The following is a 16358-nucleotide window of genomic DNA, read 5'->3' as shown; positions in this document are numbered from 1 at the left end:
GGTCGCATGCCCGCCCCCACGGCCGTGGCCTCCGGATGGGCGAACGTGCGGGACCTGTTGCCCCGACGTGCCGATGTGGTCGCGATGGGCCGTCAGCCACGCCGGGATCTCCTCGCGGGTCTCACCGTCGCGGTCGTCGCCCTGCCCCTCGCGCTCGGGTTCGGGGTCGCGTCCGGCATGGGCGCCGCCGCAGGCCTGGCCACAGCGATCGTCGCCGGGATCCTCGCCGCCGTGTTCGGCGGCTCCAACCTGCAGGTGTCCGGGCCGACCGGCGCCATGACGGTGGTGCTGGTGCCGATCGTGCACCAGTTCGGCCCCGGCGGGGTGCTAACGGTCGGACTGCTGGCCGGCATCGTGCTGGTCGCACTCGCCCTGGCCCGGGCGGGGCGGTTCGTGCGGTTCGTGCCCACCCCGGTCGTGGAGGGCTTCACGGTTGGCATCGCCGCCGTCATCTTCCTACAACAGGTCCCCGCGGCCCTCGGCGTCACACCGCCGGACGGGGACAAGGTCACCGTCGTCGCCTGGCGCGCGACGGTCGCGTTCGCCCGCCATCCCCACTGGGCTGCGATCGCGCTCGCCGTCGGCGTCGCGGCGGTCATGCTGATCGGGGCCCGCTGGCGGCCGACGATCCCGTTCTCCCTACTGGCGGTGGCAGTCGCCACCGGTGCAGCCCACCTCGCCCACCTCGATGTGGCCCGGATCGGCGCGTTGCCGGCCACTCTTCCCATACCGTCGTTGGGGTTCCTGCACCCCGGGGCCGTGCCGTCACTTGTCACCGCCGCCCTGGCAGTGGCGGCGCTCGCCGCGCTGGAGAGCCTGTTGTCGGCCACGGTCGCCGACGGCATGACCGTTGACCAGCATCACGACCCGGACCGGGAACTTTTCGGCCAGGGCGTCGCGAACCTCGTCACCCCCCTGTTCGGCGGCGTCCCCGCCACCGCCGCGATCGCCCGCACCGCCGTCAACGTGCGGTCCGGGGCGCGGTCCCGGCTGGCTGCGATCACCCACTCGGTGACGCTGGTCGTCATCATGCTCGCCGCGGCCCCGCTGGTCGCCCACATCCCCCTCGCGGCCCTGGCGGGGGTGCTACTGGCGACCGCGATCCGAATGGTCGAGGTCGGCTCCCTGTTCGTCCTGGCCCGCACCACCCGCTCAGACGCGGTCATCCTCGTACTGACCGCCGTGGCGACCCTGGCGTTGGACCTGATCGCGGCGGTCGGCATCGGATTGGGTCTGGCCTGCCTGTTGGCCATCCGCAAGATCTCCCGGTCCGTACGCCTGGACCAGGTGCCCGTCGACGTGACCGACCACCACCTGGAGGAGCAGGCGCTGCTGGCCGAACACATCGTCGCCTACCGCCTCGACGGTCCCCTGTTCTTCGCCGCCGCGCACCAGTTCCTCCTGCAACTGTCAGAGGTCGCCGACGTGCGGGTCCTGATTCTGCGCATGTCGCGGGTGTCGGTCATCGACGCCACCGGGGCGATGGTCCTCCGCGACGCGATCGAACGGCTCGAGAAACGCGGCATCACCGTCTACGTCTCCGGCGTGCCCGCCGACCACGCCAAAGCCCTTGGCGTCCTCGGGGTCCTCGACCGGCTACACACCGCGGGCCGGGTCTTCGACAGCACCCCGGAGGCGATCACCGCCGCCCGCGCGCACCTGCAGCACACCGGCGTCCTGCCCGCGTCCCGCTCAACTGTGTTGGACCCGGCCTGACCCCGCAGGAGGCGAACGTCGTGGACGTCGAAGCGGCACGGCGCGCGGCGTGGGACGCCTACGTCATCGTGGCCACCACCCTCCTGCCAGCCCTGGAGGACCAGTCCGTCGATGCGGCCGACCACCGTGCCCACCTGGTGGGCCTGTCCATCGCGGTGCACCGCGACGCGCCCATGTGGGCTGAGCACGGCGGCATGCTCAGGGCCGCAGTGAACTCCGCGGTGCGGTTGCGCAGAGCCGGACATGTCGCCGACCTGCACGGACTCCTGCGGGCCATCGCACACCGGTTGTTCCTGCTGTCCGGTGCTGACCCCGCGGCCCTTGACACCTGACGTCCCTTTCTGACTCTGGCGGGCACACGTCGGCCATGAACGCGAGGAGCACCACGATGCGCCAACCGTTGACGGTCGCCGTCACCCAACCTGACTGCGCCCTGCTCGATCTGACGGCCAACGTCGCCGCCCACGCCGCGATCATGGCAACGGCGGGCGTGCGGGTCGTGGTTTTCACGAGCTGTCGCTGACGGGGTATGAGATGGCTGCGGCGGCGATCACGGCCGACGACCCGCGCCTGGCCCCGCTCATCGACGCCCGCCGGGACGCCGGCGCGGCCGCCCTCGTCGGAGCCCCGGTCCGCGACGCCGACGGCAACGGCAACGGCAACGACACATACCTGGCCGTCGACGGCGACGGCGCCCGGGTGGTCTACCGCAAGATGTTTCTGCACCCGCCCGAGCCGGACCAGTTCACCGCGGGCGACCAGCTCGCGGTCATCCAGATCGACGGCTGGCGGCTGGCCATCTGCCGCGACACCGTGGTCCCCCAACACGTCGCCGACACCGTGGCCTGCGGGATCGACGCCTACGTCACCGGTGTCATCTTCTCCGCCCAGAGCGGCACCCGCCGCGACCAGCGGATGAGCACCATCGCCGCCGACCACGGCGTGTGGGTGCTGGTGGCCTGCTTCGCGGGCCCCACCGGCACGTACGAGGCCACGTCGGGCGGCTCCGGGATCTGGGCACCGGGCGGGACCCCCGTGGCTCAGACCGGGCCCCGTCCGGACGAGCTGTTGCGCGCCACTCTCAACACCCGGGCCGGGCGGATGCTGGCGGGCCGTGACCACAGCACCGGCCCGGCGGCCCCCGGCCGCTGAACAAATGCCACCCCCGCCGGCCAGGGGAAGTGGCCTGCGGGGGTGGTGGGGGCCGGTCTGACCCGCCGTACGAGATAGGGCCGGCGGGCCAGACCGGGGCTTGTGTGCCGGCTACTCGGCGACGATGAGGCGGCGGCGCAGTGCGTCGAGTTCGGCCCACAGCGGGGCGGGCAACTTGTCGCCGAACTTGCCGTACCAGCTGATGATCTGTGGGATCTCCAGAAGCCACTCCCCGACATCGACGCGCAGGGCCTCCTGGAGGTCAGCCGTGGTGATGTCTAGGCCGTCGGCGTCGATGGCCTCGGCCGGGGGCACGTACCCGATCGGCGTGTCCACGGCCTCGCCGGTGCCTTCGAGGCGTTGCACGATCCACTTGAGGACGCGGGAGTTCTCCCCGTACCCGGGCCACAGGAACTTCCCGTCAGCGCCGCGCCGGAACCAGTTCACGCTGTAGATCTTCGGCAGGTGCGCGTCGGTGCCGGTGTTCTTGGCGATCTCGAGCCAGTGCCGGAAGTAGTCGGCGGCGTCATACCCCATGAACGGCAGCATCGCCATCGGGTCACGCCGCACGACCCCGACCTGCCCGACCGCGGCGGCCGTGGTCTCACTCGACAGGGTGGAGCCAGCGAACACGCCGTGCGCCCAGTCGCGGGCCTCGGCGACGAGCGGGATCGTCGTCTTGCGCCGGCCACCGAACAGGATCGCCGAGATCGGCACCCCGCGCGGGTCGGCGTACTCCGGGGCCAGGATCGGGCACTGGCTGATCGGGGTGCAAAACCGCGAGTTCGGATGGCTCGACAGCTTCCCGGATTCGGGGGTCCAATCCTGGCCGTGCCAGTCGGTCAGGTGCGCCGGCGCGGCGCCCATGCCCTCCCACCACACGTCGCCGTCGTCGGTGCGCGCGACGTTCGTGAAGATCGAGTTGCCCTTGGCCAGGGTGCGCATCGCGTTCGGGTTGGTCGCCCAGTCAGTGCCGGGGGCCACGCCGAAGAAGCCGTACTCCGGGTTGACCGCGTAGAGCCGTCCGTCGTCGCCGAACCGCATCCACGCGATGTCATCGCCGAGGGTCTCGACCTTCCAGCCGGGGATGGTCGGCTCGAGCATCGCCAGGTTCGTCTTCCCGCACGCCGACGGGAACGCCGCGGCGATGTAGTGCACCGCGCCCTCCGGCGAGGTGAGTTTCAGGATCAGCATGTGCTCGGCCAGCCAGCCCTCGTCGCGGGCCATCACCGAGGCGATGCGCAGCGAGTAGCACTTCTTGCCGAGCAGGGAGTTGCCGCCGTACCCGGAGCCGTAGGACCAGATCTCCCGCGTCTCCGGGAAATGCGCGATGTACTTCGTGTCGTTGCACGGCCACATCACATCGGCCTCGCCGGCCTTCAGCGGCGCGCCGACGGAGTGCAGCGCGGGCACGAACTCGGCCGCTTCGCCCATCTTCTCCAGCACGGACGCGCCGGCACGGGTCATGATCCGCATCGAGGCGACCACGTAGGCCGAGTCGGTGATCTCCACCCCGAACTTCGGATTCTCCGCCGTGAGCGGGCCCATGCAGAACGGGATCACGTACATCGTCCGCCCCGCCATGCACCCCCGGTACAACTCCGTGAGGGTCTGCTTCATCTCCGCCGGAGCGCGCCAGTTGTTCGTCGGCCCCGCGTCCGACTCTTCCACCGAACAGATGAACGTCGCGTCCTCAACCCGGGCAACGTCGGAAGGATCGGTGCGCGCCCAAAACGAGTTCGGCCGCAGCTCGTCGTTGAGACGCACCAGAGTGCCCGCCTCGACCAACTGGGCCGTCAGGCGCTCCCACTCCCCTGCGGAGCCGTCCACCCACACCACCCGGTCCGGGGTGGTCAGCGCGGCGACCTCGCGCACCCACGCCAGCAGGCGCGGATGGCTCGTCGCGGGGGTGTCGAGTCCCGGCGTCACTGCCGCAGCGGTCATGATCCAGCCTTCCTCGGAAGCGGTGCCTTCCACACTCTCTCGATTTGCTAACTTTAGCAAGTTGAAAGGTCACGGAGGTGTTCTGGTGCCGTCCGTCGCGTCGCCGACGCCGCGTGGCTTGGCGGACCGGCCGCGTGGGCCTCGGTGGGGGCCGGTGACGGGCACAGAGCAGGGCACGGCGCGTAGCGTGTCGGTCAGGAAGGGGTTCCCATGACCAAACCGCTGTACCAGGCCAAGGCCGAGTTCTTCAAGACGCTGGCCCACCCGGCCCGTATCCGGGTGCTCGAACTCCTCGCGGAGCGCGAGCAGGCCGTCTCAGAGATGCTGCCGCAGGTGGGTATCGAACCCGCCCACCTGTCACAGCAGCTGTCGGTCCTGCGGAAAATGAACCTGGTCGTGTCGCGGCGGGAGGGCTCCACGGTGTACTACGCCCTGGTGTCCCCGCAGGTCGCCGAGCTGTTGACCATCGCCCGGCGCATCCTCACCGAGGTGCTGACCAGTCAGGCGGAACTCCTCGACGACCTGCGCGCTTCTCCGTGAGCGACCCTGTGGCCTAACGAACCATGTGGCGATCAAGCCCGGTGCGGCTGGGCTGGCAGGGCGATGTGGCCGGGTACTCATCCCGCCGTGCGGTAAGGATGACCCCGCCCCTGGCACCACTCCCCGAAACACCGATGCGCTCGTGAACACCAACCGGTCGACCAAACAGCGGTCGCGCCTACGCCCCGGCGAAGGTCGCCATCCACGGGCGTCGCCTGCGCCGACAGGATCGGAGGCTGCCACACAGGCAGCGGGCCTGTCGCTGGCGGCTGGTTCTGCATACGGGTGCGCAGTGTGGGCGTCTCGGGGCTCTTGTGTGCGCCAGGGGGCGGTGGACGTCGTTTTCCACGATCGTGTGATCTCTGGTGGTATCCGGCCGGGGGTGCTCAGGCGCCGATAGGGACGGAAGCCAGATGGGGCCACAGGTCCCGAGGGGTGCTGAAGGTGCGCTCCGGCAGAGCCGCGAGTGTCTCGAGCACCTCGGTGCGGGCGCCGGTGGTGTGGGCTGCAACGAGGATTTCGGCGCGGGTGAGGCGTCCGAGGTCGAAGGCGTCGGCGAGGTGGTCGGCGATCTCGGCGCGGGTGACGGATGTCATGGCGGTACTCCCAGGGCTGGTGGTCGGACAGGTCTGCGGTTGGTGGCGTGCGTTCTAGGCCCTCGCGGAGCCGTCGGTAGTGGGTTCCGCGTCGATGACAGTGCCGGATTCGCCGGTGGCGGTGAGGGCGGCACCGATCGGGCCGGGCAGACCTGGGCCCGTTGTGCGGATGCGGAAGGCGGACGGGCGGCGGCGGGGCGGTCGGTCGTTGGCGATGAGTACCGCGGCCCACGGCAGAATGATCATGCCGACGAGGCACAGCGGGAGCCACAGCCACAGCAGCGGGGCGTGCGCGGCGACCAGGACGGTCGCAGCGATCAGGCAGACGACACGGACGCCCATCATCGCCGCGTACCGGATCTGCCGGCCGCGCAGCTGCGCGGCCTGGCTGGGTTCGGCGTCAGTGATCGACACGGCCTTGCCCGGCCGTGCCAGACGGGTGGAGTCGTCGGGGCCGGGGGACGCAGGCTGCGACGGGATGCTCACAGGTCCAGGCCGTCGGTGAGTGTGTGCAGGCTGCGGCGGGCGAGTGTCACGTCGGCGCCGGCGACCGTGTCGCGCACGGCGGCGGCCACCGCGCCGTTGAGGTAGGACGGGTCGACAGTGACCAGTCGGGTGAGCGCGCCGCGGGGGTCGAGTTCGACCCGGCTGACGATCGTCCCGCGCCAGCCTTCCACGATCCCCACGCCGCACGTCGCGGCCGTCGGCGTGCTCGACACCGGCCAGTTCGTGTCAGGGGCGGCCGTGGTCGGGTCGGCGAAATCGGTGACCAGCGCCGCCGATGTCAGCAGTTCCTGGGCCCGGACACAGAACCGGGCCAGGGCGTCGCCCTCATCGTTGACCGGCACGGGACCCGAGGCGCCGTAGCGGGTGAACGGGTGGGTGCGTCGGGCGTCGTTGTCCACGCCGCTGGCGCGGGCGATGAACCCCAGCGCGCCCAGGTCACGCGCCCGGGCGGTGCTGAGGATCGCAACGCCGTTGAGGCGGGCACGCAGCCGGGCGTTGTCGAGGGCGTCGGCGGTGAACTCGGCCAGGTACCCGGCGAGCGCGTCCAGGGCGGCGGGGTCAAGACCTTCGCGCAGGACCGCGCCGCCGAGGGTGACCGAGCCCCGCAGCAGGCGGTGCCCGCACGCGAGGTGGTTGAGGCGCAGGAGCCGTTCGCGCAGGTGTAGGGCCCGGGCGTGCAGGGGGTGGTGCCCGGTGAGTTGGACGAGGGTGCCCAGGTCGGTGAGGTGGGAGTGCATGCGTTCGAGTTCCAGCAGCACCGCCCGGCGGCGGGTGACCTCCGTGGTGACCGGCCGGCCGAGGGCGTCCTCGACGGCCATGGCGTAGGCCAGGGTGTGCCCCACGGGGGTGTCGGTGCCCGTGGAGATCCGCGCGGCCAGGACTACGGGATCGTGCCGGTGGCCGTCGAGGTCACCGTGTCGGGACGCAGGCACCCTGCGGCGGCGGGCGACGGCCGTCGCGAGACCGGCCGGCAACGGGCCGTGCGGCGGCGGGTCGCAGAACACGACCCCGTGCTGACGGGTGATGTCCGCCTCGAACAGTGCGGCCGACGCCGACAGGCCGGCCAGGGTCGGGATGAACGGCCGGCCGGGCTGGATGCGCACGTGCAACTCGGTCACGTGCGCGGGCGGCCCGGACGTGAACACGTACACCACGCGCAGCCACGGCCCGCCGACGGTGGCTCCGTCGCGGTGCGCGGCGATCATGGCCAGCCGCTGCCCCGACGCCAGGAGAGTGCCGGCCCGGATCCACATCTGGGTCGGGGGAACGTCCAGTCCGGTGCGAGCGGGGAGTACCGCGCACCCGGCGGGATCCCCCGACACGGCGGGGCCTGCGTGGGCAGGGCGGGGCAGGTCGGTCACGGAGCGCTCCCGGGGTCGGCAGGGTCGTGGATGGTGGCCGTCGGTCCGGCCACGAACTTCTCACCTCACTAGTTGCGAATATTAGCAACTCTGCGGGTCGGGGTCGTGGGCGCGTCCGCCTGCGGGACGTATCTCACAGATCTCCCATCGGCCGAGCCCGGTTGGCTGGTCAGGCTGTGGCGCGCAGGTCCTCGAGGAGTTCGGACTGGCCGATGATGATCTCGGTCAGGATGTCGCGGGCGACCGCCAGGAGTTCGGCGATGCGGGGACTGGCCAGTGAGTAGATGACCGTGGCGCCCTCCTTGCGGGCGGTCACCAGGCTCGACCGGCGCAGAATGGCCAACTGCTGGGACAGATGCGCCGGCTCGAGACACACCTGCGCGACGAGTTCGGACACGGCCCAGTCCCGCTCGGCCAGCAGCTCCAGCACGCGGATGCGCGCCGGATGCCCGAGCGTCTTGAAGAACTCGGCCTTGGCCTGATACAGCGGCCTGTTCATCCGGCGATCCCCTCGCCCGCGCGTATCTCCCCGGATTCGCGGTGCGCCGCGCGCGGGACGCGGGCGGCCACCGCCGCGGCCACCGTGGGCACCACCGCCGGGTCCAGAACATCCGGGAGCAGCCGGGTCGCCGAGGCACGCGCGGCGATCAAGCCGGTGAGGGCGTCGGCGGCGGCCAGGTGCATGTCGGGTGTGATCCGCGTGGCCCGGCCGTCCAGAGCGCCGCGCAGCACTCCAGGATAGGCCAGGGCGCTGACGAGCTGGTTGGGGTAGTCCGGGCGCCCGGTGGCCAGGACCGCTGCGACGTCGTCGAGAAGTTCTGCCCGTAGTTCCGGTTCCCGGTCGGCGAGGGCGAACACGATCGGGGCGTCGGCCATCGACGCCACCAGGCCCCGGGTCATCGGCACCTTCGGCGACAGGCCGATCACCGCGTCGGCGCCGGCGAGCGCGTCGGTGAGCCCGCCGATGACGCGGCGCGGGTTGGTCATCGACGCGATACCCCGCTGGTAAGGAGGCAGGGACTCGTCCTCGGCGTCGAGGACACCGGCCTTGCCCACAATGATCACGTCCGTGGCGTCGGTCCGCGCCAGCAGCCGGGCCGTGGCCGCAGCGGCGGGACCAGTGCCGATGATGACGATCCGCGCGACGGACAGATCCTTGCCTATGACCGAAAGGGCGGTGCGCAGTGCCGCGAGCACGACGATCGCGGTCCCGTGCTCCTCATCGCCGAACACCGGGATCTTCAAGGAGCGTTGCAGCCGCCGTTGCGCCGTGAAGCAGGCCGGCGCGGCCACACCCGCCAGGCACACTGCCCCGAACGACGGGGCCAGCACCCGCACGGCCGCGACCATCTGGTCGACGTCTGTCGCGTCCAGGCACAGCGGCACCGCGTCGATTCCCGCCAGCCTCGCCAGGAGCGCGGCCTTGCCCTCCATCACCGGCAACGCGGCCAGCGGGCCCACCGCGCCAAGATCGAGGACCGAGGTGCCGTCACTGACAACCGCCACCCGGTTGCGCCGACCGGTCACCTCCCACGCCGCCTGCGGGTCGGCGGCGATGCGTGTGGCAAGGCGCGCCACGCCGGGGGTGTAGGCCATGGTCAGGTCCGCGGCGCTGCCGACCGGGATGCGGGAACGCACCTGGATGCGCCCGCCCGCACTCACCGTCCACAGCCGGTCCTGACACGCCAGCACCTGCCGGTGGGCGGCTGCCGCCTCCAGCAGCCGGGCGAGACCGTCCTCGTCGCGGGCCTGGATGACGAACTGGCGCTGCCCGCCGCGCGGCGGGTACGGCTCGCGCACCCCCCAGCCCGGCTCGAGGAAGCCCAGGATCTCCTCCCACGGCTGGGTGGCCCGCGCCCGCACGGTCACCGTCGCACTGAACGCCGGATCACCACCCCGGCGCGCCCACACAGTTTCTCGCCTCATAACTTGCTAATATATGCAACTCATGAGGGTTGTGGAAAACGGTGATCACGTCACGCCGGTCGCGGGAGCCCGCGGGTGACCGCCGTGGTGGGGGTCGATGCTGACGGCGGCCAGGTGTTGACCTTGGCGTGTGGCAACTGCAACACCAGCGCTCGCCTGCGCGCCGCCTGCGAGGACTGGCCTCCGATACGCCAGGTCGCGGCCATGTCCGGCTGGACTGGCCGCGCGGACATGCAGGGCGCCCGCCATTGCCCCTGCTGCCCACTACGGTGACCGCCGGGTGCCCGGTTCGTTGGTGTACACATGCCGCCTGACTTACCGATGACGCCGTCGCGCCGGCACGTCCTGCGCGTCGGCGGTCTGCTCGCCGGAGGCATGTTCCTCCCGACCGCCATCGCCCTGGCCTCCGACGCGCCCAGCCGCGCGGTCCCGACGCCCGATCCGGCACAGATGCCCGCGCTGCGCGGGCTCGTCGACGGCAACCACCGCTACGCCACCGGGCACGCCCGCCACCCCGACGCCGACGCCCACCGACGCCACCAGACCGCGCACTCCCAACACCCCGTGGCCATCGTCCTGGGCTGCGTGGACTCCCGGGTCCCACCGGAGATCATCTTCGACCAGGGCCTCGGGGACCTGCTCACCGTCCGCACCGCCGGACCCACCCTCGACGCCGCCGTGCTGGCCAGCATCGCCTACGGCGTCACGGAACTCGACATCGACCTGCTGGTGATCCTCGGACACCAACGGTGCGGCGCCGTCACCGCCGCCGTCAACGAGATCACCGCCGCGGCCGCCACCCCACCGGAACTGCAGGCTCTCACCGGGCAGATCGCCCCAGCCGTGCGCCAGGCACAAGGGCAGCCCGGCGAGCTCGTCGAGAACACCATGATCGCCCACGTGGACCGGCTGTGCAGCGAACTGTGGGCGGCACCGGACCTCTCGGCCGCACACCCCTTCACCGTCGTCGGCGCCCACCTTCAACTCGACACCGGACACGTCACCTGGCACCGGTAGCCGGCACAAAGGCCCCCTGAACGCGCGGTCCGGCTCGGGGCGGCATGCCGTCCTTGTGCGTCAAGAACGGTCGTTGTCGCCGCCGCGGCACCTGGATTGTGGGCGCGCTCCGGCGTCCGGGTGAGCTCAGAGAACACTGGTGCCGGACCCAAGATCCATATCCGGCTCTCGGCCGCCAGGGGGCTGCCATACGATCACCCGGTGGACGAGACCCTGCCGCCGTGCCCCGAGTGCTCCAGCGAGTACACCTACGAGATGGGTGAACTTCTGGCCTGCCCGACCTGCGGCCACGAGTGGGCCCCCACGTCCACCGCTTCCGCGAGCGACACCGCCGAAGGGGTCATCCGCGACGCGGTCGGCAACGTCCTCGCCGACGGGGACACCGTCACGGTGATCAAAAGCCTCAAGGTCAAAGGCAGCCCCACCGGCATCAAAGCGGGCACCAAGGTACGCAACATCCGCCTCGTCAACGGCGTCGGCGACCACGACATCGACTGCAAAGTCGACGGCATCGGCCCCATGCAGCTCAAGTCATCCGTGGTCAAGAAGATCTGACCAGTCTCCAGGCACGTCCCCTCCCGACAAACCCACACCGTCGCGGCCGGACAGGCGAGCCATGCCGTCCGCGTCCGACGCGGCGCCCGAGAGGGCGGTGGGTGCAACCCGGCGGGCCGATGGAATGCCTATGGACCGTGCGGTCGGGCACCACGCGGGCCCAGACCGCCCCGCCACACCTCGGCGGGGCGGTCTGGGCGTTCCCGGCTGAACCCCAGGAACGGTGAGCGCGATCTTTCGACCACTCCGCCAGGACCCAACGAAACGATCACGAGGCCGGATACGCCTTCAGCCGAGGTGCCGTGGGCCGCGCGGGTCAGCCGACACCACCCACCGTGACTGCGACAACTCCACCGACGAGCCGCCGCGTGGAACGAATCAGGCGTCGGGCCCGCACCTGAGGCAGGCTCGCTGAACTCCGCAACCTGTCACATCCGCTCCTCATCCCGCGATAGTCAGGGAGACGGTGCCGTCGACGCCAGGAAGGGAGCGTGACGATGCGCGAGAACCTCGGGCCACGACAGACCTGGCCAGGCCTCCTCGATGAAGCCATGGAAACGATCGACGCCCACCACCTGGCCGAAGGAACCGGCGAGTGCGCCGGCTGCCAAGCCACAGGTGAGCACACGGCCGTGTGGCCATGCCTGGCCGCCGACCTCGCCCACCTGACGCTGGCCCGCATCGCCGTGGCTTGCGGCGCCGGCACGCGCCCGTCGCGACGGCCACACCACCGCGCCTAACCCACAGGACCGTCGAGACGCGTTCGCGGCCCGCGGCAGGTCGAAACCGATACTTCCCGCCGGCGGGGCCGGGCGCACGTGATCTTCAGCGGGCGGGGCGCCAGCCGGTCATTCCAACTCCGCTCGCGCGCCCGTATGCCGGCCAAGCCGCAGGCCACAGGCTGCGCCGTCGGGCGGGATAAGGTCCCACTGAAAGGTCAGGTTCATCCAGTCGGGCCTCTTGGCTGACGTGGAGGGGCTGCGCCTGCGACAGTGACCTCATGACCGCGATGCAGGTGACCACACGCGCTGCGGGCACCATCCTGACCGTCGTGGCCCGCGGGAGGGTCGACCTCAGCGGCCACGACTGTCTGCTGCGCGCGATTCTCGACGCGATAGCTACCCCTGGCGCCAACGAGGTCATCGTCGACCTGGCTGACGTGACGTTCATGGACTCCACCGGCATCGGCGTCGCATGTACCTACAATTCGACCATGTGACCGTTTTAGTGTTTTAGAAATAGTTAAGCAGGGTATAATGTGTTTGGCCGTTGAGGGGTCATCGGCTATGAGGTCGTCGGCGCGCCTGGCTGGTTTGAGGGGGCCGCCCAGGAACGCGCGGATCTCACCACGGGGGTGGCGTGAAACTCCGCGCCACCCCGCGGACGACCCGCACAGCATCCGAGCACCCACGTGCGGTGACCCGGGTGGGTTCGTCTTCGGGTTCTGAGCGGGGCACCGCTCGGTAGGCACGTGCCCACCGGGTGAGCTTCAGCGCCTTGGCGGCCGGGCGTTCATCATTGTTCAGATGCGTGGGTGCAGTCAGTGGTTCGATTCAGGCCAACGTTCCGCAGTCGCTCTTCAGCGGTGGGGAGTCCATGCAGGAGGTAGGCGATCTCGCGCATGTCCGCGAGCTGTCGGCGGCGACGCAACCCGAACGGGTCGGCACGGCCAGCGCGGATGACAGTCGTCAGCCAGGACATGCACCGCTGGCACAACCCCGCCGCCCCAGGCGCACATCGTGCCGCGCGCTTGATGGTGGCGATGATTGCTGCGTTCATAGTTCGGCCTTTCAGATCTTGTCTGGCCATGTCGCTTGGCAGCAGGCCGCCCGCGCCCGGCTGCGTGGTCGGAGACCAGCGCAGATCCAGGTGCTTGACACTGGCCTGTGGGACTTAGTTGGAATTGCGGCCCTGGGCCGCGGCGGAGCGGGTGTGACGGGCGAGTTCGACTGCCTGGCAGGGCCAGGGCATGGCGCAGTTCACGCACGCCCCTGTGTCCTCTGAGCGGTGGTGCTCATCGAGGACCGCTTGGGCCAGGTTGGCGAGCTCGGTCCAGCCGGCCTGATCGTCCGGGTCCGGTAGCAGCCTCAAGTGTGACGACCTCATCTGGATTCGCAGGAACTGTTGAGGGCGGAGCCTGCGATGACGGCCGACGGCCGATGGCGGGCGCTACGTCGGAGGACAGCCTCGCGCCAGGCCGCGTCGATGTCGGCGAGCATCCGGGTAAGACCATCGACCACGTGGTCGGCGGGGTCGTCCATCAGGACATCACCCCCGGGCATGGCGGTCACCTCCCGGCCGTGCGGGGCGAAGGCGGGCTGCGATCCCGTCGAGTCGACGCCGCCACCCATGTTCACCCGCCACACCCCCACCGCTCAGCGTGACGATCATCGCGGCGCCCGCAGGGCGCTGACGCTGTAGCTCAATGTGTTCCCCCGACGACACGTCGATGTGCGTGGGTGTCCGCTGACCGCAGCCCCCCACGGACACCCACCCCCCCTGCGAAGGCTTTCAACCTGTGGCCCCCCAGAGCCACTCGATCACTCTCCGCACCAGCGCCAGGCTGTTCTCCCGACGCACCTGTCCATCCTCACCGCCTACGCCTGTTGGTGACGATGTGTGCGCGGACAGTGTTTCCTCGGTGATCTGTGTAGCCGACGACAAACAACGCGCAAAACGTCGCCGTGACCGCAGGCCATGCGGGCGCACACCCTCACTCTGGGGAGCCTCACAGCCCATTGGAATTCGCCACCAAAGCGGCAGTGGAGGACACTGATCCCGCTCCCGTCCGGATACTGCCGGCAGCCGAATTCATCATGTGAGGTGCCAGGCGTGTCCCAGCAGGCCCTGGATCCGATCGTCGCCGGCCTCGCCAAGGCCGCGACCGACCAGCTCGACGCGCTCGTCGCCCGGCAGTACGAAATGATCATCAGGCGGATCGAGAACTACCGCAACTCCGACGTGAAGCCCCAGGACCTGAAAAACAGACTGCGGCACAACACCAGCCTCATCCTCGCCCACCTCACAGACGGTGACCCGTTGGACCTGTCAGGGCCGTCCAAGACCGGCGCGCTGCGCGCACGGCAGGGCATGCCACTGCCAGAGGTCCTGCGCGCCTACCGGCTCGGCTTCACCTGCGTCTGGGAACAGCTACTCATCGAGGCCGACCGGTCCGGACCGGCGGCGCAGGCCGCGCTCCTGCGCACGGCTACCCACATCTGGGAGCTCACCGACGACTTTTCCACCGCCCTGACCACCGCCTACCGCGAAGCACTCGTCGAGCGGCTGATCGAAACCGACCGGCGGCGCTCGGCGCTGGTGGCTGCGCTGGTGGACGGCCCAGTCCCCAGCAGCGACACCGTCTGGGAGATCACGCACCTGCTCGGCTTCCCCCACCAGGGAACCTTCGTCCTCGTAGTCGCCGAGGTCGCCACCACCGGCGCCCCACCACTGCCCGGCCTGGACGCCATATGCCAGGCCATGAACGTCGGCTCGGCCTGGCGCGCCCAACCCGGCCACGATCTGGGCGTGCTCTCCTGCCCCGGACCGGATCGGATCGCAGACGTGCTCGACGCGATCCGGTCCGCGGCCACCTCACGCGTCGGGATCAGCCCCGCCTACGACCGTCTCGACCAGACGTCCCGAGCGCTGCGGTACGCCCAGGTCGCCCTCGAATCCCTACCGCCAGGCACCGCCGCCGTCCGGCAGCTCGACGACACCCCGCTGACCGAAATGGTCATGACCAACCTGGAGACCACCCGGCGAGCCGTCAACCGCATCCTCGGCGGCGTTCTGTCGCTACCCGAAGGCGACCGCACCACCCTCCTGTCCACCGCCCGCGCCTGGCTCGACGCCCACGGATCCGCCGCCGCGGCCGCCCAGAGCCTCTACTGCCACCAGAACACGGTGCGATACCGCATGCGCCGCCTGGAGGAATACCTACGCGGCCCCCTGGACAACCCGAAGATCGTCGCCGAACTCGCCATGGCCGTCGACGCCGTCGACACCTTCCCCACACTCCTGGAACACCGCCACCCACCCACCACGACCGCCGAACGCCCGTGACACCGTGCCGGCCCGGACACCAAGGACAGCGCAGATTGCTACCGAGAACGGCGTAACCAGTGGGCGCCGTTGGATTCCTTCCCGGACTGGGTCCATCATCGGGGTACCTCCGACGACGACAGGCAGGTGCCATAGGTGCCGGAGCGCACCCACCGTCACGCCGGACCGGAGAGGCACCCGAGGCTCAACGACCTGCCAGGTGGTGTGGGTGATCCGCGACCAGGTCACAGGCTTGGAGGCTGGCGAGTCCTTTGAATTCAAACCGGAAGCCGAACAGGTCGAGCCAGTCGACGCCGGCGCTGGTGTCGGCGGTGAACTGTTGGCGGTAGAGGTCGGTGGCCGAACATGTCGCGCCGCTCATTGGAACTGGCGGCGGCACCCGGCGGATTGGACCGTGTTCTAGCAATGCCGCCCAAGCCGCTTCGAACGATGCCACCCGCCCTCCACTGCTCGGTGTTCGTTGTGCCTACTTCCCCGCGCGCCGAAAACCAACCCAGGACCGGACCGGCGCGTCGCGGCAGACCCTCGCCGAGCGGATCACGAACCGGGGTGCCGTCGAGGGCGCATTTCTCAACCCCGCCGGCCATCTCCAAGTCGACGACAACCAGCTCGTGGTCGGTCCAGCGGCCCGGTTGTCGGCGACCGTCAGAGAGCCCGCTGCGTTCCTCGCCGCACTACGGGCAAAGCTTGATGCCGCTGGTTGGTCCTCCTTGATGTCCAGCTCGTGGAGGGCTGTCGTCGCGGAAATTCGACTCGCAGCACTTCAGTTTCCGACCGCCAACGAGAGCCGCACCGCTTGGCTCGGCATCGCCGACGACATCGAGGCCAAGGCTCAACTGCTCAGCACAGACGAGTAGCCAAGGAAACCGTCTGAGCGCGTCCTTTTCGCGGACGTCACCGGGGCGTGGGCGATGATCGTCGTGGCAGTTGAGTCGGGCCAGGCGAGGTGTCTACGCGTTCTCCGATGCGGCTGTTGACG

Annotated in this window: 16 protein-coding genes and 1 pseudogene; 9 read left to right on the top strand and 8 right to left on the bottom strand. The window is 70.1% G+C overall.

The window, feature by feature from the left end; translation table 11 throughout:
• The first annotated feature begins 6 nt into the window (after positions 1 to 6).
• The 3 genes and pseudogenes from PT931_RS02835 to PT931_RS02825 all read left to right on the top strand — a co-directional run bounded on the left by PT931_RS02835 (position 7) and on the right by PT931_RS02825 (position 2868).
• A complete protein-coding gene (locus PT931_RS02835; RefSeq protein WP_456244131.1) occupies positions 7 to 1716 on the top strand; it encodes a SulP family inorganic anion transporter in 1710 nt (569 codons plus the stop codon).
• Positions 1717 to 1736: 20 nt separating this feature from the next.
• On the top strand, positions 1737 to 2048 hold the full coding sequence (locus tag PT931_RS02830; RefSeq protein ID WP_456244127.1) for a hypothetical protein: 312 nt from the start codon (positions 1737 to 1739) through the stop codon (positions 2046 to 2048).
• Positions 2049 to 2104: 56 nt separating this feature from the next.
• Positions 2105 to 2868, top strand: a pseudogene (locus tag PT931_RS02825) (carbon-nitrogen hydrolase family protein).
• Between the two features lie 111 nt (positions 2869 to 2979).
• On the opposite strand, the gene PT931_RS02820 reads toward PT931_RS02825, so the two are convergent.
• Complete coding sequence (locus tag PT931_RS02820; RefSeq protein WP_456244126.1) at positions 2980 to 4812, bottom strand: phosphoenolpyruvate carboxykinase (GTP); 1833 nt, start codon at positions 4810 to 4812, stop codon at positions 2980 to 2982.
• 210 nt (positions 4813 to 5022) lie between these two features.
• Between PT931_RS02820 and PT931_RS02815 the strand changes: the two genes are divergently transcribed.
• Positions 5023 to 5352 (top strand): ArsR/SmtB family transcription factor, encoded by a 330-nt coding sequence (locus PT931_RS02815; RefSeq protein WP_456244125.1) that lies wholly within the window; start codon positions 5023 to 5025, stop codon positions 5350 to 5352.
• 386 nt (positions 5353 to 5738) lie between these two features.
• Here the strand turns inward: PT931_RS02815 and PT931_RS02810 are convergent, their stop codons facing one another.
• From PT931_RS02810 to PT931_RS02790, 5 genes are all read right to left on the bottom strand, one after another.
• Positions 5739 to 5948: a DUF2795 domain-containing protein gene (locus PT931_RS02810; protein WP_456244124.1), complete on the bottom strand. Its 210-nt coding sequence runs from the start codon at positions 5946 to 5948 to the stop codon at positions 5739 to 5741.
• Between the two features lie 54 nt (positions 5949 to 6002).
• On the bottom strand, positions 6003 to 6383 hold the full coding sequence (locus tag PT931_RS02805; protein ID WP_456244130.1) for a DUF3099 domain-containing protein: 381 nt from the start codon (positions 6381 to 6383) through the stop codon (positions 6003 to 6005).
• Positions 6384 to 6430: 47 nt separating this feature from the next.
• Positions 6431 to 7816: an NADH-quinone oxidoreductase subunit D-related protein gene (locus PT931_RS02800; RefSeq protein ID WP_456244123.1), complete on the bottom strand. Its 1386-nt coding sequence runs from the start codon at positions 7814 to 7816 to the stop codon at positions 6431 to 6433.
• A gap of 169 nt (positions 7817 to 7985) precedes the next feature.
• Entirely contained in the window at positions 7986 to 8315 is a 330-nt protein-coding gene (locus tag PT931_RS02795) for an ArsR/SmtB family transcription factor (RefSeq protein ID WP_456244122.1), read from the bottom strand.
• Entirely contained in the window at positions 8312 to 9742 is a 1431-nt protein-coding gene (locus PT931_RS02790; RefSeq protein WP_456244121.1) for an NAD(P)-dependent malic enzyme, read from the bottom strand. The genes PT931_RS02795 and PT931_RS02790 overlap by 4 nt, the downstream gene beginning before the upstream one ends.
• Positions 9743 to 10045: 303 nt before the next feature.
• Between PT931_RS02790 and PT931_RS02785 the strand changes: the two genes are divergently transcribed.
• From PT931_RS02785 to PT931_RS02770, 4 genes are all read left to right on the top strand, one after another.
• Complete coding sequence (locus tag PT931_RS02785) at positions 10046 to 10759, top strand: carbonic anhydrase (RefSeq protein WP_456244120.1); 714 nt, start codon at positions 10046 to 10048, stop codon at positions 10757 to 10759.
• A gap of 201 nt (positions 10760 to 10960) precedes the next feature.
• Complete coding sequence (locus tag PT931_RS02780) at positions 10961 to 11314, top strand: zinc ribbon domain-containing protein YjdM (protein ID WP_456244119.1); 354 nt, start codon at positions 10961 to 10963, stop codon at positions 11312 to 11314.
• Positions 11315 to 11805: 491 nt separating this feature from the next.
• Complete coding sequence (locus PT931_RS02775) at positions 11806 to 12054, top strand: hypothetical protein (protein WP_456244118.1); 249 nt, start codon at positions 11806 to 11808, stop codon at positions 12052 to 12054.
• Between the two features lie 260 nt (positions 12055 to 12314).
• Positions 12315 to 12533 (top strand): STAS domain-containing protein, encoded by a 219-nt coding sequence (locus tag PT931_RS02770; RefSeq protein ID WP_456244117.1) that lies wholly within the window; start codon positions 12315 to 12317, stop codon positions 12531 to 12533.
• A gap of 883 nt (positions 12534 to 13416) precedes the next feature.
• Here the strand turns inward: PT931_RS02770 and PT931_RS02765 are convergent.
• Entirely contained in the window at positions 13417 to 13671 is a 255-nt protein-coding gene (locus PT931_RS02765; protein WP_456244116.1) for a hypothetical protein, read from the bottom strand.
• Between the two features lie 475 nt (positions 13672 to 14146).
• On the opposite strand from PT931_RS02765, the gene PT931_RS02760 reads away from it, so the two are divergent.
• Positions 14147 to 15379 carry a PucR family transcriptional regulator gene (locus tag PT931_RS02760; RefSeq protein ID WP_456244115.1) on the top strand — a complete coding sequence of 411 codons (1233 nt, stop codon included), beginning with the start codon at positions 14147 to 14149 and terminating at the stop codon, positions 15377 to 15379.
• A 184-nt stretch (positions 15380 to 15563) separates the two neighbouring features.
• Here the strand turns inward: PT931_RS02760 and PT931_RS02755 are convergent, their stop codons facing one another.
• Positions 15564 to 15815: a hypothetical protein gene (locus PT931_RS02755; protein WP_456244114.1), complete on the bottom strand. Its 252-nt coding sequence runs from the start codon at positions 15813 to 15815 to the stop codon at positions 15564 to 15566.
• Positions 15816 to 16358: the final 543 nt, after the last annotated feature.

The organism is Longispora urticae, assembly GCF_053902585.1.
Note: the sequence above shows the minus strand (reverse complement) of the source record. Positions and strands in the feature narration are given on the sequence as shown.